General features: G+C 40.3%; 19 protein-coding genes. 10 read left to right on the plus strand and 9 right to left on the minus strand.

The genetic code is table 11. The features are described 5' to 3' along the window. Positions 1-149 precede the first annotated feature (149 nt). From MTF66_RS08920 to MTF66_RS08945, 6 genes are all read left to right on the plus strand, one after another. Entirely contained in the window at positions 150-674 is a 525-nt protein-coding gene (locus MTF66_RS08920) for a sigma-70 family RNA polymerase sigma factor (RefSeq protein ID WP_138621902.1), read from the plus strand. Beyond that, positions 671-1,354: an anti-sigma factor domain-containing protein gene (locus MTF66_RS08925; RefSeq protein ID WP_138621900.1), complete on the plus strand. Its 684-nt coding sequence runs from the start codon at positions 671-673 to the stop codon at positions 1,352-1,354. The genes MTF66_RS08920 and MTF66_RS08925 overlap by 4 nt, the downstream gene beginning before the upstream one ends. 136 nt (positions 1,355-1,490) lie before the next feature. Continuing rightward, on the plus strand, positions 1,491-3,083 hold the full coding sequence (locus MTF66_RS08930; RefSeq protein ID WP_248527059.1) for a DUF4331 domain-containing protein: 1,593 nt from the start codon (positions 1,491-1,493) through the stop codon (positions 3,081-3,083). Positions 3,084-3,094: 11 nt separating this feature from the next. Continuing rightward, complete coding sequence (locus tag MTF66_RS08935; protein ID WP_248527060.1) at positions 3,095-3,607, plus strand: Ig-like domain-containing protein; 513 nt, start codon at positions 3,095-3,097, stop codon at positions 3,605-3,607. A 46-nt stretch (positions 3,608-3,653) separates the two neighbouring features. Then, positions 3,654-4,679 (plus strand): lipopolysaccharide assembly protein LapB, encoded by a 1,026-nt coding sequence (locus tag MTF66_RS08940; protein ID WP_248527061.1) that lies wholly within the window; start codon positions 3,654-3,656, stop codon positions 4,677-4,679. Beyond that, positions 4,676-5,776 (plus strand): HupE/UreJ family protein, encoded by a 1,101-nt coding sequence (locus MTF66_RS08945; RefSeq protein WP_010389071.1) that lies wholly within the window; start codon positions 4,676-4,678, stop codon positions 5,774-5,776. The genes MTF66_RS08940 and MTF66_RS08945 overlap by 4 nt, the downstream gene beginning before the upstream one ends. Positions 5,777-5,838: 62 nt before the next feature. On the opposite strand, the gene MTF66_RS08950 is transcribed toward MTF66_RS08945, so the two are convergent. The 7 genes from MTF66_RS08950 to MTF66_RS08980 form a co-directional block, all read right to left on the minus strand. After that, a complete protein-coding gene (locus MTF66_RS08950) occupies positions 5,839-6,462 on the minus strand; it encodes a TetR/AcrR family transcriptional regulator (RefSeq protein WP_010389073.1) in 624 nt (207 codons plus the stop codon). A 129-nt stretch (positions 6,463-6,591) separates the two neighbouring features. Continuing rightward, entirely contained in the window at positions 6,592-8,001 is a 1,410-nt protein-coding gene (locus MTF66_RS08955; RefSeq protein ID WP_248527062.1) for an efflux transporter outer membrane subunit, read from the minus strand. Beyond that, positions 8,001-11,132: an efflux RND transporter permease subunit gene (locus MTF66_RS08960; RefSeq protein WP_248527063.1), complete on the minus strand. Its 3,132-nt coding sequence runs from the start codon at positions 11,130-11,132 to the stop codon at positions 8,001-8,003. The genes MTF66_RS08955 and MTF66_RS08960 overlap by 1 nt, the downstream gene beginning before the upstream one ends. Before the next feature lie 11 nt (positions 11,133-11,143). Beyond that, the gene (locus MTF66_RS08965) at positions 11,144-12,307 is read right to left on the minus strand and encodes an efflux RND transporter periplasmic adaptor subunit (RefSeq protein ID WP_010389081.1); all 1,164 of its coding nucleotides are present in this window, start codon (positions 12,305-12,307) and stop codon (positions 11,144-11,146) included. Between the two features lie 218 nt (positions 12,308-12,525). After that, positions 12,526-13,815: a hemolysin family protein gene (locus tag MTF66_RS08970; protein ID WP_138621892.1), complete on the minus strand. Its 1,290-nt coding sequence runs from the start codon at positions 13,813-13,815 to the stop codon at positions 12,526-12,528. Positions 13,816-13,918: 103 nt separating this feature from the next. Beyond that, a complete protein-coding gene (locus tag MTF66_RS08975; protein WP_138621890.1) occupies positions 13,919-14,620 on the minus strand; it encodes an ABC transporter substrate-binding protein in 702 nt (233 codons plus the stop codon). A gap of 97 nt (positions 14,621-14,717) precedes the next feature. Then, complete coding sequence (locus tag MTF66_RS08980; protein ID WP_075170290.1) at positions 14,718-15,827, minus strand: arginase family protein; 1,110 nt, start codon at positions 15,825-15,827, stop codon at positions 14,718-14,720. 422 nt (positions 15,828-16,249) lie between these two features. Between MTF66_RS08980 and udp the strand changes: the two genes are divergently transcribed. Continuing rightward, a complete protein-coding gene (gene udp, locus MTF66_RS08985) occupies positions 16,250-17,005 on the plus strand; it encodes a uridine phosphorylase (RefSeq protein WP_008112319.1) in 756 nt (251 codons plus the stop codon). Here the strand turns inward: udp and cdd are convergent. Next, positions 16,994-17,923: a cytidine deaminase gene (cdd, locus tag MTF66_RS08990; RefSeq protein WP_075170364.1), complete on the minus strand. Its 930-nt coding sequence runs from the start codon at positions 17,921-17,923 to the stop codon at positions 16,994-16,996. The genes udp and cdd overlap by 12 nt on opposite strands. A gap of 122 nt (positions 17,924-18,045) precedes the next feature. Continuing rightward, positions 18,046-20,691, minus strand: coding sequence for a phosphoenolpyruvate carboxylase (gene ppc, locus MTF66_RS08995; protein WP_138621888.1), 2,646 nt, complete (start codon positions 20,689-20,691; stop codon positions 18,046-18,048). Positions 20,692-20,811: 120 nt separating this feature from the next. On the opposite strand from ppc, the gene MTF66_RS09000 reads away from it, so the two are divergent. From MTF66_RS09000 to MTF66_RS09010, 3 genes are read left to right on the plus strand one after another with little or no spacing between them, the layout of a single operon-like run. After that, the gene (locus tag MTF66_RS09000) at positions 20,812-21,210 is read left to right on the plus strand and encodes a thiol-disulfide oxidoreductase DCC family protein (RefSeq protein WP_138621886.1); all 399 of its coding nucleotides are present in this window, start codon (positions 20,812-20,814) and stop codon (positions 21,208-21,210) included. Continuing rightward, a complete protein-coding gene (locus tag MTF66_RS09005; protein ID WP_138570201.1) occupies positions 21,207-21,932 on the plus strand; it encodes an SDR family NAD(P)-dependent oxidoreductase in 726 nt (241 codons plus the stop codon). The genes MTF66_RS09000 and MTF66_RS09005 overlap by 4 nt, the downstream gene beginning before the upstream one ends. An 11-nt stretch (positions 21,933-21,943) precedes the next feature. Continuing rightward, positions 21,944-22,552 (plus strand): flavin reductase family protein, encoded by a 609-nt coding sequence (locus tag MTF66_RS09010; protein WP_138621884.1) that lies wholly within the window; start codon positions 21,944-21,946, stop codon positions 22,550-22,552. The last annotated feature ends 79 nt before the right edge of the window (positions 22,553-22,631 follow it).

Raw genomic sequence — 22,631 nt, forward strand, 5'->3', positions numbered from 1 at the left:
GAATAAATTATTCACAGTATGATAAAAGCATACTATGCTCTTTGATTGCTATCTATATAAAAAATTTTGATAAATTTTAATTTTCAACTTTTTGCATCTAAATATCGTGTTTACTCGTTCTAATACTAATAATAAAAAATAGGATAATTATGGAAAATAACGAATTACTTTCTTTGCTGTGTGCAACAGCACAAGGAGACAAACATGCTTTTTCACGTTTATATCAGAAAACGAGCGGCAAACTCTTTGCAATTAGTTTTAATATGTTGTCTAACAGAGCTCATGCTGAAGAAGCACTACAAGATGCCTTTATTAAAGTTTGGCATAATGCGTCTGAGTATAACGCCTCCAAAGGAACTGTAATAAGCTGGATGATTAGTATTATTCGCTACAGAAGTCTTGATCTACTCAGGTATTATAAAGTCCGTAAGGAAGAACCCTTAGCTGAGAATCAACAAGATACTCACATCGTTGATGTCAATTATGATGAAAACACTAAATTAGTCGACTGTATCGAACAACTAGAACCACAACAAAAGCATGCTATCCACCTTGCCTACTACAAAGGGTTAAGCCATAGAGAACTCGTGAATCATATTGACACACCATTAGGAACAGTTAAGAGCTGGATTCGCAGAGGTTTAGTACAGTTACAAAGGTGTTTAACAATATGAACTATAACAAACCAGAATTACTTAACTCGCTTGCTGCAGAGTATGTACTTGGCACATTAACAGGCTTGGCGCGTAAACGTTTTCAGCGACTCATGCTAGTTTCAAATAAAGCGAGAGAAGCGACCAATATATGGGAGCAAAACCTTAATAACCTAGCGAGTGCTATTAGCCCACAAACACCATCAGATGCCACATGGCATGAGATAATGCGGCGTATCGAAAATAAACCACAATTAGAAAAATCACAGCTAATAATAAAACCTTCTATTTGGCGTGCATGGTCATTTTTAGCGACCGCCGCATGTATTATTTTAGCTGTTTTAGTTACTCAACCTACTACCAACAGTAAGCAGACACAACAAATAGCTTTAGTAAAAAATCAAACTGAGCAACCGTTGTGGTTTATAAATGTAAGTAACCATAAGCTCTCTATTAAAGCGAGTAACCAACTAATAGCGCGAACAGATAGAGACTACGAACTGTGGATGATACTTAAAGGGCAAGATACCCCTGTCTCCCTTGGTTTATTACCCAAAAATGGCGATAAAACTATTCTCAAAAGTAAACTATTTAAAGCAACCGACATAACATTATTAGCGGTTAGTTTAGAACCCGTTGGCGGTTCACCGAATGGTTTACCTACTGAGATACTATACACCACAGAATTAGTACTTTTATAAACTGATGCTGGTCGCTTTACTTCAAGCGATCAGCATAAAAAGTAACAAAAAATAAATACTTTTAACTTTTTTGCATCCACTTAACTATCCTGTCCGTTATTAGCTATGACTTCAAACAAAACTAAAGGACAAAGTCATGAAAGCTTTTACTCCATCAATACTTGCAGTAATGGTATGCAGTACATTTATAAGTGCACCAAGTGAAGCATCTAGCCATAGAGAAGCACCAAATATAAGCCGCTTCCCAACTTTAGACTCTACCGATTTTTATATATTTAATAGTTATGAGCAAGGCCGAGGCGATTACGTAACCCTCATCGCAAACTACATTCCTTTACAGGATGCTTATGGTGGCCCAAATTACTTTGCAATGGACCCTGATGCTACTTATAGCATCCACATTGACAATGATGGAGATGCTATAGAAGATATTACATTTGCGTTTAACTTTGAAAGTATGCTGCCAAATGATAATCAAGGGGTACAACTGACTGTAGGACCAGAGGGTAATCAGCGGACCGTTTCAGTACCTCTTAAAAATGTTGGCGGCATCTCTGCAGGTAATGACGCTGCTGTAAACTTTAGCGAGTCCTACAGTATGACCATGATCAGCGGACCACAACGAACTGGCACTACCACAACCCTAAATAATACCACTACAAACTCTAGCTCGTTCTCTAAACCACTTGATTATGTAGGTAATAAAACCTTTGGATCGATGACAGAATATCAAGCCTATGCTGATCAGTTTGTCTATCAAGTTGCCATACCCGACTGTGAAGGCATGGCGAGAGTTTTTGTCGGTCAACGTAAAGACCCATTTGTAGTTAACTTAGGTAAAACTTTTGATTTAGTTAATTATGTTCCAGTTGAAGGTGACAGCTCGCCAGGGGCAGCCGATGGTGGAGGTTTCCCAGGCGGTATAACCCAATCAGCCGATAATGATGATCTCGCAGACAAAAATGTTACGTCAATAGCTATTGAAGTACCAAAAGCCTGCATTGTAGGCGAAGGTAATCAAGTCATTGGTTCGTGGACAACAGCTAGTTTACCTCAAGCTCGCGTGCTTAACCCTAATGCAAAATTTGCAAATAATGCGGTTAATGGAGGGGCATTGACTCAGGTTTCTCGATTAGGTAACCCGCTAGTCAATGAGCTTGTAATTGGCATTAAAGATAAAGATACATTCTCAACATCTCACCCTAAAGACGATGGACAATTTTTAGATTATGTATCACACCCCTCTTTACCCGAGCTTCTGAATATCTTATTTAAAGATGCGGTTAATACAACACTAGGTGCTAGCCTAGAGACTCTTGCGCCCACTAATTTTCCACGCACAGATTTAATTACTGCATTTTTGACAGGCTTTGCAGGGGTAAACCAACAAGCAACGGTAACACCTTCAGAAATGCTGCGTCTAAATACCGCTATTGCAGCGACTGCGCAGGCCGACCAATCAGCATTTGGCGTTGCAGGTGACGACTTAGCTGGTTTCCCGAATGGACGACGCCCTGGTGATGATGTTGTAGATATTGCACTACGAGTTGTAATGGGGCGTTTGTGCCACCCTATCCCCGTTGCAGGTACAGATGCTGATTTAGGGCTGTGTACTCCAGAAGATGCAAACGTAGGCACTGTGCCATTTACTGATGGCGCACCTGTTAATTCATCAATGATGAATGCCACATTCCCATACCTTGCAACGCCGCTTGCAGGCTCTAAATAAGGAGTGAGCTAATGCATAATCTAAATTTATTACGTCATGTCTGTATACTATCTGTAAGCCTGATTATGGCAGCATGCAGTAACGATGACGACAAAAATAAATCACCAACTATAACCAACTCTGCGCCCTCAGCAAGTGATGTAATACTCACCACTCAAACAGAGGTCAGTATCTCTGATATGCTCAGAGCCACTGATATAGATGGCGACACATTAAGTTACTCACTATCAAGTGAGCCTGCGTTAGGTGTTGTTGAAGTAAATAGCGATGGTAGTTTTACTTACACCCCTAATAAAGAGACAACAGGTACAGACAGCTTTATGTTTGGCGTAAGCGATGGCATAAGTTCACAAGTAAACGCCACTGTGAGCATCACTATTGAAGCGTTGCAAGTTGAATTTGCACAGTTTGCCACGGATGCTTTAAATCAACAGCCTACGGCTGAGCCATTGTCTGTGAATGGTAAAGTATTTACCAATACAGATACTGATGTTGGTGATCTGATTTCAGCAAACGGAAATTAATCAATCAACGGACTAGCCAAGGAAGGCTAACTTTTAGGAGAAAATAATGCACTTACCTTTATATTTGCCATTCACTTTTATCGCTGTCTTTTTAATGCCGCTCACTCTACAAGGCGCACCTTTTGTACCAAAGGATGATGCAGTTATTGCAACTAGTAACACTAAATTAAAAGCATCTCTTTCTGTTGAAGAGATAAAGAACTTACTCGACAACAGTCAATTCTCAGGCCAATCTGAGCGGTTACAAGGGGCTCTTAAAACACATTTGGTAAAGCTATATCAGGAAAACCCCACTTCAGAAGTAAGCTATCTGTATGCACGTATATTACAAAAAGAACATTTATTCGAGCAAGCCATAAATATTGCAAAAGAGGCAATAGATGACGATCCTAACCATGTTAATAGCCATTTACTACTAGCAAATATTTTTATGACGCAAGGGCGTTTTGAAGCAGCAACAAAACACTGTATATCTTTAATTGGTTTAGTAAGTACCCTCACTGCAAGTACCTGTGTGCTTGATATACAAAGCCAACACAAAAATGTTCAACAAAGCTATCAATCGCTATTAAAAATAGTTGATAACAAAGAAACAAATCTTGCAACCAAGCATGTGTTAAGTGAAATGAGTTACCGAATGGGTCACTATACAAAAGCACTCTCTCATATTAATCATATAAAATTATCGAATATGCCTGTGAGCCTTGTTGTTTTATGGGCTGATATTCAGCTTAGACTTAATAACTCTGAGCATATTATTAACAGCCTAAGCACATTGGTTGACGATAATACTAATTTAGAGGATGCGCTGTTGCTTAGGCTAGCTATTGCAGAAAAAGATCTAAAAACACACGGGCAAAAATGGCAAAAAATGATGGCTGAAAGAGTCTCTTTACGCGAAATTCGCCAAGATACTTTCCACGCCAGTGAACTAGCTAAATATTACATTAATATTCAGCCAAACCCCGACAAAGCATTGTACTGGGCAAACATTAATTGGCAACAAGCAAAGATGAGTATGGATCAGCAGTTACTTAAAGATGCACAAGCAATGCCACGAGGTAAGCTATGAGATCAACTTATCTATGTTTTTTCGCTTTATGTTTGTTCGCTTTTACAAACAATGGCTTTGCACACCAGTTAAGTACCAGTTATATCGTGTTAAATAACAATATAGATAAAACGCAATATATTGGTCACTGGCAAATCAGTATCGCTGACTTGGAACATGCAGTAGCACTTGATTTAAACAACGATGGGCAAATTACATGGGCCGAAATAAAAGCAAAACGTAGCTCACTTACTCAATTTGTTGAACAAAACATAAGTTTTACCCAAGACTTAAAAGCCTGCCTTTTAAATAATGAAGGCCCGTTTAAGCTCGATACTCACTTTAATCAACCTTATTTGCAAATTCCTATTCGCTTTTATTGCGATAATAACACTACAACCTTACTTACATACTCAGCTTTTTTTAACCGCGATGCTAGCCATAAATCTATCGTTAACATCAACGGTGTGTCGCGTGTATTTGACTATCATAACCAAAAACAAGCATTTAATTTTGAACAAACAAGCTACCTAGAAACCTTCAATCAATATGTTTACCAAGGCGTGTTACATATTTGGATTGGTATAGACCATATTTTATTTTTAATTGTATTGTTACTTACTTGCGTGTTGGTAAGACGAGATAAAACATGGCAAAGAAGTAGCTCTAAAATAAAAATCATAAAACACACTGCATGGATAGTCACCGCGTTCACACTGGCACACTCTATTACGCTTACAGCCACAGCTATGAACCTTGTCTCCCCAAATAGTCGCTGGGTAGAATTAGGAATTGCAGTGTCAGTATTGTTTGCAGCACTTAATAATGTTTGGCCCGTCGTAATACGTTTAGGCTGGCTTACTTTTGGTTTTGGGTTACTTCATGGGATGGGATTTGCAAGTGTCCTCGGTGAACTAGGCTTGTCAGAAGACTACCAGCTGCTAAGTATTATTGCTTTTAACCTCGGTGTTGAATTGGGTCAACTGAGTATTTTGTGTCTCAGTTTACCAATACTTATTTACCTAAGAAACTATAATTGGTATCAAAAGTGGTTAATGCCTTCAGGTTCAATCTTGATTGCTCTAATCGCTCTGCAATGGTCAATAGAGCGTTATTAATGAATAACATTTAGGCTAACCCACAAAAAGGTTAGCCTAATTTTCCTCTGCTCATTCTTATTCTAATTTTTATCAAATGGCATAAGTAATGTTTTCATTGCTGGACGCAGTGCGATAAGCACGGTTTCTTCTGTTAACTCAGGAAACAGCATTTTTCGTAATAACAATCCTGCCATCACTGAAAAAATCACATTAATACGGCTCTCTAATTCTTGCTCTGAGTGTGATTTTATTAAACTGCTTTCACTGACTAATAAATCCCGCATTCTGTTACGTGCTTGCGTGTCAGCCTCGCGTAGTAGTAAAGCAACTTTTTTGTTTCTACTCGCCTCTGCCATCATATCTAGGTCAATAACGCAGGCCCCAGTGTCCATATGACGCTGTACGCCATGATGTAGACCATCAAGTAACACAGTTAAAATATCACCAGGTTGATCTTCAAACTCTTGAAATATGGAGAACATTTCTTCCATATCTTTTTCAATAATACTTTCGATTATTGCTTCTTTACTATCAAAATAGTTATAAATATGGCCTGCGCTCATACCTGCTGTTCTTGCTATTTCAGCCATACCTGCGCCATGATAACCTTTGCGATGAAAGCAATCAGCAGCCGCTGTTAATACCTGTTCACGACGCGCTTGTGCTTGCACCGGATCAAGGTGTTTTTTATTTTTAGAATTCATTCGAAACTCCATTATCGAGTCACTAGACTCGAAACGTCTAACGTTTACCCTTGATAATAAAGAGGTAAACGTTAAACGGTATCACTTTACTACAGATAAACCAGCCATAACTCACCGGTTTAATGCATGCTAATTACTTTGATCGGTAATTACTTCCCACCCACCACCAACGGCTTTGTACAAATTAATTTGACTTGCAACCAAAGCTTGTTGACCGGTGATCAGTTGTTGCTTTGCGCTATACCAAGTTCGCTGAGCGTCGAGCACTTGTAAAAAGCTATCGACCCCTTTATCGTATCGCGCCTGTGACAAGTCATAGGTTATTTTTCGGCTTTGTAGTAGCTGTTCAAGTGCGCTTAATTGGGCATTGTAACCCTCTCTATCAGCAAGCACGTCAGCAACTTCACGAAACGCTTGCTGAATTTTTTGCTGATACGTTGCTACAGCAACTTGTTGCTCTGCATTAGCGACATCTAAATTAGCTTGGTTACGTCCCATATTAAAAATAGGCAAATTTACCGACGGCATAAAGCTCCACGTACCTGATCCTGCATCAAATAAATTACTTAAATCACGTGATGCTGTTCCTGCATTGGCTGTTAAACTAATACTTGGGTAAAACGCTGCCCGCGCAATCCCTATATTGGCATTTGCAGCAAATAATTGGTGCTCGGCCGCTTTTATATCAGGACGCTGTGTTAGTAAATCAGACGGAAGGCCGACAGGAACAGCGGGTAAATCAAGTAATGAGTTCAACTCTTTAGTCGGTAGTAAGTCCTGCCCAACCGGATTACCTACTAATAAATCAAGCGCATTTTTATCACGTTTTAATAAACGCTTATACTTTGCAATATCAACCTTTGCAGTAGCTACGGTACTTTTTAATTGCTCTAGAGTAATTTCAGAGGCAGCACCTAAATCAACACTTTTCTGCGTTAAAGATAAAGAAGCTTGCTGCGATGACAACGTCTCTTGAGCTAAAGCAAGTAATTGCTGATCGGTCGCATAATTAAGCCACGCATTTGCCAGCTCAGAAATTAACGATACCTGCATGCTATATTCACTAAGCTGCGTAGAGTAAAGCGTTTGTAATGCTTGCTCTGATTGATTACGCACTTTGCCCCATAAATCTAACTCATAAGCGGTCATGCCCACAGTTGCGCTGTATTGGGAGCTAATTTGAGGCTGGTCACTTGCTGATAAATCAGCTGGCAAGCGCTGACGACTGCCTGATGCATTGAAATCAAGCGAAGGATATAGCGCTGAGTCTTCTATCTGATATAAACCACGCACTCGTTGCACATTAAGTGCTGCTATTTGCAGGTCTTTATTGTGCTCGAGGCTTAATGATATCAGTGCTTTGAGCTTTTCATCATTAAAAAACTGCTGCCATTTTAGTGACGAAACTTGTCCTTTGCCTGCCTCTGATGCATACGCATCAGGGACAGGTAAATTAAGTGTTTTTTGCTGAGGAGCTAACTGACATCCAGATAAAATGGCTAAAGTTAAAGCACTAAAACTAATTGTTCTTACACTCATTAAACTTCCTCCTGCGAGGTGGTTTTAGCTTTACCTGAAAACAGTCTACGTACTAAAACAAAAAACAACGGTACAAAAATTACCACCAGTGATGAAGCAGCAAGTGTTCCGCCTATAATTGAAATACCTAAGGCGTTTTGAGCACCAGAGCCTGCACTCGAGGCTATTGCAAGCGGTAAAACACCACAGATAAATGCCATTGAGGTCATTAAAATAGGACGTAAACGAAGTCGTACAGCTGCAATGGCTGAATCTACCAAACTTAAGCCTTCATCCATTTTATGGGTGGCAAATTCAACAATTAATATCGCATTTTTAGAGGCAAGCCCTATGGTGGTTAATAAGCCAACTTGAAGGTAAATATCATTTGATAAGTTACCTAAGAAAGCAGCCACAACAGCCCCCAATATACCCAGAGGTACAATCATCATAACTGCAAATGGGATAGACCAACTTTCATAAAGTGCTGCTAAACACAAAAATACAAATAATAGTGAAAGACCATAAAGAAGCGGCGCTTGACCACCACTCGAACGTTCTTGGAATGAAATACCAGTCCATTCAGAGGAAATCCCATTAGGTAACTGCTTAACTAAGCGCTCCATTTCATCCATAGCCTCACCTGTACTGTAACCAGGCGCAGCACTACCTTGAATTTCCATAGCTGAAAAGCCGTTATAGCGCTCTAAACGAGGCGAACCATATGACCAATATGAACTAGCAAACGCTGAGAATGGCACCATGTCGCCGCTTTTATTTCGCACATACCATTTATTGAGATCTTCAGGCACCATGCGCGCATCGGCCTTACTTTGCAGATATACCTTTTTAACACGGCCACGGTCGATAAAATCGTTCACATAACTGCTACCCCAAGCAGTAGAAAGCGTACTGTTAATATCACCTTGTGATACACCAAGGGCTTCTGCTTTTGCAAGATCAATATCCAGTTGTAATTCAGGCATATCTTCTTGCCCGTTTGGACGAACACCTGCCAGTATTGGACTTTGACTAGCCATACCCAATAACTGATTACGCGCCTTTAATAGCTCATCGTGACCTAAACCAACCCGGTCTTGTAAAAACATATTAAAGCCGTTGGCAGTGCCAAGTTCAATAATTGCCGGAGGTGGGAATGCAAATACAAGCGCCTCTTTTATCGTTGAAAAATAGCCCATGCCTTTTCCTGCAACCGCCCCAACTGATAAGTCGTCACGTTGGCGCTCATCCCAGTGCTTTAAGCTCACAAAACCAATGGCTGAGTTTTGTCCTGAGCCTGCAAAACTAAAACCGGTAACTGTGAAGATTGAAGCAACGGCTTCTGACTGTTCTTCTAAATAGTGGTTTTCTACTTTTTTAACCACTTCAAGCGTTTGCTCTGTAGTAGAACCTGCTGGCAGCATTACTTGGCTAAACAAAATACCTTGGTCTTCGTCCGGTAAAAAAGCAGTAGGTAAGCTTGAAAAAATAGTGACCATACCACCGACAATCAAAACATAACTAAGCAAATAACGTTTAGAGTGCTTGATCATTCGCCCAACAAAGCCTTGTGCACCTCTATTAGTTTTATCAAAACCACGGTTGAAGCCTGAGAAAAAACGACCTATAAAGCTACCATCAGTATGCACATGACTCGGTTTTAATAACGTAGCACACAGTGCAGGTGTTAAAATAAGCGCCACTAATACCGATAACCCCATTGCTGTTACCAGCGTTATAGAGAACTGACGGTAAATAACCCCTGTAGAGCCACTGAAAAATGCCATAGGGATAAATACCGCCGACAGCACCATGGCAATACCCACAAGCGCGCCCTTAATTTCATCCATAGACTTTCGAGTTGCTTCGACTGCAGAGAGTTTTTCTTCAGTCATTAAACGTTCTACGTTTTCAACTACCACTATCGCATCATCTACCAGCAAACCTATGGCCAATACCATCGCAAACATAGTGAGCGTATTAATTGAATACCCAAAGGTAAATAGAACGCCAAACGTACCTAGCAGTACCACAGGAACGGCTATAGTAGGGATAATAGTTGCTCTAAAGTTTTGTAAAAATAAGTACATAACAACAAACACTAGTACTACGGCTTCTATTAAAGTATGTACTACTTTTTCAATTGAAAGTGCAACAAAGGGAGTCGTGTCATAAGGCACAACCGCTTCAAGCCCTTGTGGGAAGAAAGGCTTAAGCTCTTCAAGTGCATCCTTTACTCCTTGCGCGGTATCAAGTGCATTAGCGCCACTGGCTAACTTTACACCGAGTCCCGATGCTGGTTTACCATTAAAACGAGCAACCACACCGTAGCTTTCACCGCCCAGTTCAACTTCGGCAACATCTTGCAGGCGAACAGCCGAGCCATCGCTGTTGGTTTTTACTAAAATATCTCTAAATTGCTCTGGTGTTTGTAATCGACTTTGTGCAGTTACAGTCGCATTAAGCTGCTGCCCAGCAAGTGACGGCATACCACCGAGTTGACCTGCTGACACCTGTGCATTTTGTGCTTTAATTGCTGCTGATACATCGCTTGGGGTTAGCTTATAGTTTTGTAATTTAGCCGGATCGAGCCAAATACGCATTGCATATTGAGAGCCAAATAACTCCACTTCACCCACACCATCTACACGTGACACAATGTCTTGCACGTTCGACGATACATAGTCTCCAATATCAATATTAGTCATACTGCCATCTTGCGACACAAAACCAACAACCAGTAAAAAGCTTGATGATGATTTAGCCACTACCACACCTTGGCGCTGTACTTCTTCAGGCAATAATGGCGTAGCGGTCGCTAACTTATTTTGCACTTGTACTTGGGCAATGTCTGGATCGGTCTCGGCATCAAATGTTAGCGTCAGTGTTGCTGATCCGCTCGACTGTGAGGTTGATGACATATATAACAAGCCATCTAAGCCTTTCATTTTTTGCTCAATAACCTGAGTCACCGAGTCTTCTAAAGTACGTGCAGATGCACCAGGGTAGTTAGCCGTAATGGTAATCGCTGGTGGCGCAATAGACGGATATTGGGCAACGGGTAGGCTTTTAACGGCAATAATACCCGCAAGCATAACAACAATTGCCAATACCCAAGCAAAAATAGGCCTATCGATAAAAAATCGTGACATAAAACTCTCCGTTATTGGCTGTTATTTGCAGAAGACTGAGCAGCGGTTGCCGTAACTGGTGCTCCTGGGCGAATCTTTTGTAGCCCTTCCACAATCAATTGGTCGCCATCGGCTAAGCCTTCGCTCACCAACCAATTAGCGCCTAAAGTACGCTCTACTTTTAATACACGGCTTTCAACGGTGTTGTTTTTGCTAACAACCATAGCTGTAGGTTCACCTTTGGTATTACGGCTCACACCACGTTGAGGAGCTAATATTGCGTCTGACTTAACACCTTCAACCACCTCAGCACGCACATACATACCTGGTAGTAATAGCTTTTCAGGGTTTGGAAATTTAGCACGTAAAGTCACTGACCCAGTACTTGGATCAACCGTTACTTCAGAGAACTGTAATGTACCTTTATGAGGATATACTGAGCCATCTTCCATTATTAGTTCTACATCGGTTTGTGTTGTAGAGTCGACACCTAAAGCACCTGATGCCAGCGCTCTTTTGAGTTTAGTTAACTCATTACTTGATTGGGTTAAATCTACATAAATAGGATCAAGCTGTGTAACTGTTGCCAGCGCACTTGTTTGACCTGCGCTAACTAATGCGCCTACAGTAACGCTTGATTTACTAATTTGGCCGCTAATTGGCGAAGAAACATGGCTATAATCAAGGTTGATTTGCGCGCTTTTTAATTGCGCTTGTGCCGTTAATAATTCTGCAGAGGCTTGCTTAGAAGCTGCATCGGCTTCGTCAAAATCTTGCTGGCTTACAGCTTTAATTGCTAATAATTCTTTGTAACGCGACGCTTTAGATTTACTACTGGCTATACTGGCTTCTGCGCGAGCAACCGCCGCTCTGCTGGCTGCTAATTCGGCTTCAAAAATATCGGGATTAATTTGGTAAAGTGCTTGGCCTTTCTCAACCTGAGTCCCCTCTTCAAATAAGCGTGATTGCACAATTCCACTTACCTGAGGACGAATTTCAGCAATTTGAAACGCACTTACACGACCAGGTAATTCTTTTTTAAGTGTAATTGCTTGGCTGTTTAATGTGACAACACCAACGGGTGTTGCTGCAGGAGCAGAAGCCTTAGGTTGCTCAGCTACCTGATCACATCCACTTAAAGCAACAGAACCAACGAGGGCTGAAAATACAAAAAAAGCGATGCGGGAACGCTGCATGTTAAATACCTTTTAGTTTAGAATGAACGATCATTCTAAACTATAGTACAACAATTAAAAATAGCTAATGGGCAACATTTACACATTTTTACAATTGATTATAGTTGTCACAAAATTAACTCAAACAATAGTTAAACTATATCAGTGACCTCCATAAAAAAGGCAGCCAATGCAAATACATTGACTGCCGTTAATCAATTATATAATTTTAGCGACTGTTACTCGCTCTCAGGATTTATTCTAGAGACGAGTAACTGCTCAATACGAATGCCTTCTACATCCACTACTTCAAATTTAAAGCCTGAAAATACAATAAATTCTGCACGTTTAGGAATATGCTTCATGGTGTAAATTAAATACCCAGCGACCGTTTCATAATGGTTTTGATCAGGAAACTCATCAATTTCTAATACCTTAGCTAATTCAACAATAGGTGTTAAACCATCGACCAACCAAGAGTTAGCATCACGCTCAATGATTAGCTCCTCACTTTGGTGCGTGATTAAATCACCCATAAAGCCTTTCATTAAATCTTTAACTGTCACGATTCCAACCACTAGCGCATATTCATTGACCACCACAGCAAAAGGGTGAACCGCAGTTTTAAACGCATTTAGCGACTCAGATAAGCTCAGTGTTTCTGGTAAGTAAAAAATATCTTTATCAAGCATATCCGCATTAATATTTGCCGCCTCACCTTTAAGCACTTGGCGTAAAATATCTTTTGACTCAACCGAGCCAATTAACTTATCAAGGTTGCCTTTACACACTAAAAAGTGATTATGTGGATGCTCTATAATTTTATTGGCTATATCTTCACTCGACTCATCAATATCAAAGTAAACTATTTGCTCTCGTGGCGACATCACGCTTGATAAAAAGCGCGCTTCTAAATCAAATACATTACCAATTAAGTCATATTCCTGCTGTTGAAGGCTGCCATACTCAGCACCAGCATCCATCATGGCAACAATATCTTCAGTAGTAACAATATCCTCACGCTCACTGGGTACTTTAAACACCCGCAATACGATGTTGGTTAAGCCGTTAAAAAATAATACCAAGGGTGTTAGCGCGAAAGTCACCCATCGCATAATTGTAACTACACGCACAGCAACAGCTTCAGGTAAAATCATTGCTAATCGCTTTGGGAGCAAATCAGCAAATAATATAAATAATGAGGTAATAATTAAAAACGACAGTAAAAAGCTAATTTGACCAAGTAACGGCCCCTGATAAAATAATTGCAGTATTTCTTGCACGTAAGGCGATAATGCCTGCTCACCAACAATCCCACCTAATATGGCAATCGCATTGAGCGTAATTTGGATCATGGCAAAAAAAGCCCCGGGCTGCTCTTGCAGCTTTAAAACCGCCAGCGCTTGCACATTTCCTTCGTCGGCCATAACTCTTAACTTTATTTTGCGTGAAGCGGCAATCGAAATTTCTGACATCGCAAATAACGCACTCATCAAGATTAATAATGCAATCCCGATTAAATCACCCATTTATAACTCCAAAATAATCGCTTTTATTAGCAAAAGCAGCTGGATTATAGCCGCTTTTATAAACAGGGCAATTGATATTTATATAATATTATTTTCTTAATATTTATAGTTGCGATTCATACAAAGCAAAGGCCTTGCTAAGTTGCTGCTTTAATTTATTAGGTAGGTTTTTGTTACACGCAAAATATAAGGGAGCTTGGCTGACGTTGATGGGCATTAATGGCTCGAGCTGTAGTTCATTTAATAAGTGGGACTGTTCATGATTTATTCTCTGTGCAGGTATTACAACCAAATCAATGCTGGAACTTCGCGCTCTAATTATTTTAAAAATATTATCAAAGCTATTAAAAAGCATTAAATTTTCGTTTTCTTTAAAGCCTTGGGAGATTAAATAGTGGTGGCTGTAATTATCTTTTAATACTGCAATTCTATATTGCTTCGCCTGATCAAGGCTTGTTAGCACAATGCCTTTGCTCTTAAGTGAGTAGAAGTTAGTATCAAATTGAGCTAATTTAGCAAACCAAACAAAGCTACTCTCACGCTCAGGTGAGCGAGAGATTGAGAAGATACAGGTTTGTGGATCTCTCAATGCAATATTATAAGTCATGCTCCAATCGTTTACTGAAATTGAATAATCAATCCCAGCACTATCAAGCACTAATCGTACTATATCGGCAGCATCACCGACTAAATTGTTGTTCGCATCAAGATACTGCGCAGGTGCAAAATTCTCTGTTACAACAGTGAGTTTAGCTGCACAGTATTGGCTTACAATGAGTAATAATACAAAACACCACTTAATCACAATAACCCGCTCTATTAAATTTAAGACGTCACTTTTCAATAAAAGCCAATTAAATATAGCGGGTTATTTGCAAATAGCCAATTTTTAGCTTTTGAAATTAGCGGTTCATTGCGTTAATTAAAAACGCTGAAATTTTAGCGCCTTCTCTTAGTGTCGTCTCAGAGCTTGATTGACCCACTAAAGAGCTGTCAGTAAACGGAGCTATCTCCATCATATCAGCCCCCGTTATAGGGAATTCATCAGCAATCGCTGACAAAATATCAAGTGCGTGTTGTGGCGTTAAGCCATTTTCTTCGGGTGTACCTGTTGCTGATGCAAACTCGGCATCGAGGGCATCAATATCAAAGCTTACATACACTTCATCGACCTTGTCTGCTTTTAATTGCGCAATAGCATCAGCCGCAACCGCAGCTGCGCCACGCTCTATAATGTCAGCAGCCCAATGCTGTTTTACGCCAAAAGTACTTTCCCAATGTGATTTAGGCTTGCCACTTGAGCGAATACCAAATTGAATTAAATGATGCGGCGCTGGTAAGAATTCTAAAATATGTGTGCACCAAGAGCCAAAACATAAGTCGATGCCCAAACGCTCTACGAGTAAGTCGGTGTGAGCATCGAAATGAATAATTGCCGTACGTTTACCTTGCTCGCGTTTGGCTTTTAAATACGCTTTTGTTAACGGGTAGCTAATTGAGTGGTCGCCGCCAATACCAAAAATACCTTTGTCTTGGAATGTCGCATAAAAGCTATCACACACATCTTCAGTAATAGACAATGGGCTTACATAATGATCGTTATTGTCATTTCCGTATAGGGCCTTTTGGCAATTAGTGATAGTGGCCTCATTTAAATACTTATCGTGTAATAAATGCGGTATTACACGTACATCACCTAAATCAAACGAACGACACTGTGTTTGTTGATCAATCAATGCTGAGCGTAAAAATAAAGGCCCCCAGTTAGCGCCACGTAAAATCCCACCACCGCAATCAGAGCTAATGCCTAGCATTACTGCTTTATGTGGTGAATTAGGTAGCTCGTTAAGTGAGTCACGCCATAAAACATCGACATTTTCAGTTTGCCCATATAATTTATTTCTAAGCGCTGCTTTGCGTTCTTTAGCCGTATTGACCGTAAAAACACCGTCGCCAGGTGCACATAAACAGTGTTCAACTTTATCTTTAAATGCTTGAAATTGTGTGCTCATTGTAAACCCTTTTTCAATCTGAATATCTTGTCTATTATTGAGTAGTTATGCAAAACATCGCACGCTGAATTAATTTTAGATAATTTGCATAGTATGCTAAAAATCACAAGGCGCTTTGTTTTGCTCTCTTAGGTTAGTGGTAAATAAAAACCAAACCAACTTACTAACCAATTGAATATAAACAATTTAAATTATAGCTACCGACTCTTTAGCCTAGCTATTGGTTTGCTATGAGGTATGAATATAGTGTCTGAGCAAACAAGTCAACTGGCTCATTTTTCTAGTAATTTTTTTCATTGATTGAATATTCAGAGTTGGTGAATAAATCAAATTAAGTCAATACGGACATCCGTCCTGTACTTCACTTATGTTTCTCGTAATCATGGTAAATTGACAACAATTCTTATTAAAAAGGCTTAGTTATGGAAAAGGTATTTCACTTAGGACTGTGTATTGATGATTTAAAAGGTGCAAAACTGGCAATTGTTCCAGGCGATCCAGATCGTGCAGCACGTATTTCACAGTTCTTAGATAATCCAACCTGCCTTGCTCAAACGCGTGAGTTTCACATTTATTTAGGCCAATTAAACGGTCACTCTGTAGTGGTATGCTCAACCGGTATTGGCGGCCCTTCAACTTCAATTGCCGTTGAAGAACTGGCACAACTAGGCGTACGTAGCTTTCTTCGCATTGGTACAACAGGTGCAATTCAACCGCACATTAACGAAGGCGATATTTTAATTAGCCAAGCTTCGGTACGATTAGATGGCGCGAGTCAGCACTTTGCACCGCTGTGCTATCCTGCCGTATCTGATTTTTTTGCTACTCAAGCTATGGTAAAAGCCTGTGAAAACCTTAATATCGATTTCCATATTGGTATAACTGCTTCGAGCGACACCTTCTACCCAGGTCAAGAGCGTTATGATACGCATTCTGGCTACGTACCTAAATCATTACAAGGTAGCTGTGAAGAATGGCAAAAATTGGGCGTAATGAACTATGAAATGGAATCAGCTACTTTATTTACCATGTGTGCCGCACTTGGCTTACAAGCCGCTTGTGTTGCAGGTGTATTAGTAAATAGAACACGTCAAGAAATTCCAAACGTGGACCACGGCGAGATTGAGAAAAAGTCTGTTGCCGTGGTGCTTGAAGCCGCTAAAGTGTTACTTGGCTAATGTTGCGCTAATAACCTCAAGTGTTGGTAAGCTATCAAAGCTTGCTAACACTGCTTTTGCTACCCCTGATTGGTTTTCATGACCAGCAGTTTCTAATAAAGTAATTGATTTTACTGTTTGCTTATCAAAACTTAGTCCTGCTACAAACAATTGACTCACCGCGCTTTGCAATGGCGATAAGCTCGGGCTGTATGCTGCATTTTCAGCATAGCTGCCATAAAAGTCACCATTTTCGAACGTGCTTATTTTTACCGCACTGTAATTTTGACTGTATGGAACATAAGCCGCTAAAGCATAACTCATCAGCTTTTCATCAAGGTCTGTCTCTTTAAAGCACTTAGTTTGCTCTGCTGGGTTAAATAAGCTGTGCTCATTGCCTAAATCGGTTGGTCCAAATGAATGCGGTAATAGCTCTGCTAATTTAAAGTTTTGTGCTGGCAGTAAAATATCAAGCTCTTTTGCATCAGCCAATTCATTCATAAACTGACGGCAATACCCACATGGTGCATCACTAATGGCTATTTTCAGCACTTTCTTAGCGCCATTTAACCACGCATTATTAATTGCTGATTGCTCACCATGCACCACTAAACTAAGTGCTTGATGATCAAACTCAGCATTGGCACCAAAGTAAAAAGTGGTATTTCCTTGTGAATTAAGCCCTTTAACAATTGCGCCGACATGAAACTTGGAAATAGGTGCAACTGAAAATTCAGAAGCCATAGGCACCAAGCCTTGCAATAAAGTATCTTCGCTGACATTAAGTTCAGTACAAAGCGCTTTAATATCGCTTGAATGTAAAATACCGCGTTGAGTTTTTAATTGACTACGTAATGCTTGGGTTTGCGCTACGTTTAATGAGATGTGTGAATTGCTAAGTGCTGTATTATGTTGCACTTTAAAAGTTGCTGAAGCCATAATAGTTTTTATTTGTTCAATGGCCAAGTAGTGTAAAAGGTTGGCAAACGAAATACCAGCCTATTCAGCGTAAAAAAAGGGAACACGTCGCGTGTTCCCTTTAAAACTAATCTAATTTTGGATTAACCTGTATTTCGCATACCCGCTGCAATCCCCGTCATGGTGATCATTAAGGCATTATCTATATCGCTTTCATTACCTTTATCATCGCCACGAGAGCGACGTAATAGCTCAACTTGTAACACGTTAAGGGGATCTGTGTATGGATTTCTAAGCCCAATAGACTCTTTGATCCAAGGTTGGTCGGCTAATAGACTTTTTTGCGGGCTCAATGATTGCACTAAGGTTATCGCCTCAGCTAATTCCTCACGTAAGGCAACACCTAAAGGTTTATACATGTCTTCCACCAGCGCATTATCGTAGTGCTCACTTAACCAGTTATCCGCTTTACTAAATACCATTTCTAGCATTTCTAAACGAGCTCGAAAGAAAGGCCATTGCAAACTCATTTCGCTTAGGGTTTCAATCCCATATTTTTCAAGCGCTGCTTTAAGTCCACTTAATGCGCCTAACCATGCAGGTAACATTAAACGATTTTGACTCCACGCAAATATCCACGGAATAGCGCGTAAGCTCTCTACCCCACCATTAGGATTACGTTTAGCTGGCCTTGAACCTAATGGCAATTTAGATAGCTCCAATTCTGGTGTTGCCATTCTGAAGTAAGGTACAAAGTTTTCATCGTAGCGTACCACATTGCGGTAGTGCTCGCACGATACATCACTAATTAATGCCATGACTTCGCGCCATTCATCTTTGGGCTCTGGCGGTGGTAATAAGTTACTTTGCAGCACCGCACCCGCGTATATGTTTAAGCTTTGCAATGCCACATTGGGTAAGCCAAATTTAAAGCGGATCATTTCGCCTTGCTCTGTCACCCTAAGGCCCCCTTTGAGTGAACCCGGTGGCTGCGAATGCAAGGCTTGTGCAGCAGGTGCACCGCCTCGACCAACCGTGCCTCCACGACCATGAAATAAAACCAGCTCAATACCGCGTTCATCCGCCAGTTGCACTAACTTGTCCATTGCCTCATATTGTGCCCAGCCAGCAGCCATCATACCCGCATCTTTGGCTGAGTCTGAATAACCAATCATCACATTTTGAGTATTTTTAATATGACCTCGGTACCACTCATTATTAAGCAATGTAGTAATAACATTATGACCATCGTTTAAGTCATCTAAGGTCTCAAATAAGGGCGCCACGGGTAGTTCAAAACCGCAGCCTGACTCTTTAAGTAATAACTGCACCGCTAAAATATCAGAAGCAGTTCGGGCCATAGAAATAATATATAAACCAAAGGTTTTTGCATCTTGCTGCGCAATAACATCAAAGGTGTCGAGCACCTCTTGCACTTCAGGGCTGGGTTGCCAATGCTTAGGAATAAGCGGACGACGAGAGTTAAGCTCAGCAAGTAAAAAAGCCTGCTTATCTTGCTCTTGCCATTGGTTGTAGTCGCCAATACCTAAGTAACGAGTTAGCTCAGAAAATACATCACTGTGTCTCGACGAATCTTGGCGCACGTCTAGTTTTGCCAAACGCAGTCCAAAGCTATTTACTCGGTGAATCATATCCAGTAGTAAGCCATTGGCCACTACTTGCATGTTGCACTTTAATAAAGAGCGATAACACACTTCAATGGGGTGCTTAATTTGATTAATATCGGTGATTAAATCTTGAGATTCAGTGCGCTTATTTTTAATTTTAGCGCTTAAATGCATCACCGTTTCTGCAACTTGGTTTTTAACATCTTTCAAAACAGCACGGTACGGTTCAAACTCTTGCCCTGCCAATTTAATGAGCTCATCGCTGGCATCCGACATAGAAAGTTCAGCACAGAGCGTTTCTAAATCACGCTGGTATAAATCCAGTGCCATCCAACGGCCATGGTCGAGCACTTGCTTGGTTACTTCGGCGGTTACAAACGGGTTACCATCACGATCTCCCCCCATCCAAGAAGTAAATTCTATCGGGCTATAATCTGCTGGCAACTCCAAGCTTAAATGTTGTTTTACATGCTGGCTAAACTCACGTAAAAAACGGGGCACCGCTTCCCACAAACTGTTTTCAATGACTGCGTAGCCCCATTTAGCCTCATCGACAGGGCTTGGACGTGAACGACGAATATCGTCAGTATGCCATGCTTGACTAATTAACTGCGCAATACGATTTAAGATTGCTTCGCGTTCTTGCGCTAGATTGTCGGTACGCTCAAGCGATGCTAAACAATCGCTAAGTTCAACATGTTTATTAATAATAGTACGGCGAGTCACCTCGGTTGGGTGTGCTGTTAGTACTAAGTTTATGTGGAGTTTTGAGAGGGTTTCAGCTAAATGATTATGATTAAGCTGACCTTGTTCGGCCTTTGCTGCTAACGTTTTTAATGTTTGAGTGAGAGGGTTTAGTTGGCAAAAACCAATATCATTAAAACGTGATATGGTATGAAACTGCTCTGCAACATTAGCTAAGTTTAAAAAATGATTAAATGAACGGGCAACCGGTAAAAGCTCTTCATCACTAAGCGCATGCAGTACATCTATAAGCGCTTTACGATCAGCTTCATTGCCACTGCGAGATGATTTTGATAAAGCCCGAATTTCTTCTACTTTATCTAAAATATCTTGTCCTTGAGCATCTTTAATAGTTTGTCCTAATAATTGCCCAAGTAAATTTACATTACCTCGCAAGGCGGCATATTGTTCACTCATTTTTAGCTCTCCTTTGTTTCTTTGAGGCCTATTAATATCATTATGTTTACTTATTTAATAGATCCATTTGCAACAGCATGTCGTAAAAAAGCATATGTAAAATAAACACAAAGCGATGACATGATCATTTTTTACGATGGTAATTGCCCCCTTTGCAATGCAGAGATGCAGCATTTAAAACGTGTCGATGTTGATCATAAAATTACACTAGAAGATTTAAATTCTGATGACTTTAGTGAGCGTTTTCCCGCAATCGATAAGCAATACGCCATGAATATACTGCACGCCCAAACTGATAATGGGCAGATAATTTACGGCTTAGACGTGACTTATCAAGCCTGGCGTACTGTTGGAAAATACCCTTGGCTCAAGATTATTCGTTTGCCCGTCATTCGTTTTTTTGCCGATCATGCTTATACTTTTTTTGCAAAATACCGTCATCACATTAGCCGTTTTTTAATGCCTAATGCACAGTGCAACTCAGGTCAATGTAATATCAAAAGCAAAGGTGAAAAATGAAAACAGTGATTTTATTTGGCGCTAGTAGCGCCATTGCCCAATCTTACGTTAATCACTTAAACCAACAAGCAACACAATTTAATATTATTTGTGTCAGCTCATCGAACATTAATCACAGCGACATAAACGTAAACTATTTTCAGAGCGACTATTCAGCGCAAAGCCTAAACGAGCTAACCGAGTCGTTAAAATCTCAGCAAGTTGATATAGCTCAAGTGATTATATTTAATGGTCAATTACACAACGACCAGCACATGCCAGAAAAAAAGCTTGAAGAAATCAACAGTGATTATTTTATGCAGCTTATGCACTCTAATACGCTTGTACCCCTGCTGTGTTTACAAAGTATAGTGCCGCTGCTTAACCACAAAACTCACTGCACAATTACCGCTCTGAGCGCTCGTGTAGGTAGTATTAACGACAATAAATTAGGTGGTTGGTATACCTATCGCGCATCAAAATCAGCACTTAATATGCTATTTAAAACAGCCGCCATTGAGCTTGCTCGTCGCGCTAAAAATACTAAACTGATTTTATTTCACCCAGGTACCACAGATACACAGCTTTCTAAGCCATTTCAGAAAAATGTTCCTGCAGATAAACTGTTTACCCCTGAGTTTGTTGCCCAGCAATTATTTAAATTTACTTACGAAAATCCACAATTAGAACTTAACAACGAACCTGCCTACCTAGATTGGCAAGGAAACACCATAAAATGGTAAGGAATTAACACATGCATTTTTCCAAAGACCGCATAGCCGCGCTTGAAAAGCACACACGTACGCATTTTATAAATTCATTGTCAGGGTTTAAAAGTGCTAACTTAATTGGCACACAGGATGAGCAAGGTAATACCAATTTAGCCATCGTCAGTTCGGTTATTCATTTAGGCGCACACCCACCACTTGTTGGCATGATCATGCGCCCGCACAGCGTACCAAGGCATACATTTGAAAATATTCTAGAAACAGGCATTTACACTATTAATCAAGTAAATAGTGACATTTACCAGCAAGCGCACCAAACCTCGGCACGTTACGCTAAAGATGAATCTGAGTTTGATGCAACGGGGTTAAAAACAGAATACTTAAATGAGTTTAACGCTCCATTTGTTGCACAAAGTCGACTTAAATACGCGGTAAAATTTGTAGAGAACCAGCATTTAGCTGTTAATGGCACTGAGCTGGTTATTGGTGAAATAATGGATGTGTATGTAGATGAATCAGCACTCCAAAGTGATGGCTTTTTAGACTTACAAGCCATCGACACAGTTGCAGTAACCGGATTAGATAGTTACCACACGACAAATAAGCTCACTCGCTTACCCTACGCGAAAAAATAGCCCAAGGTTATCAAGTCCTTGGTAATGAGAGACTTGATAACTCATCCCCATTTGTTCAATCCCTTGTTCACTAATCGCA

The organism is Pseudoalteromonas sp. 2CM39R, from assembly GCF_023161845.1.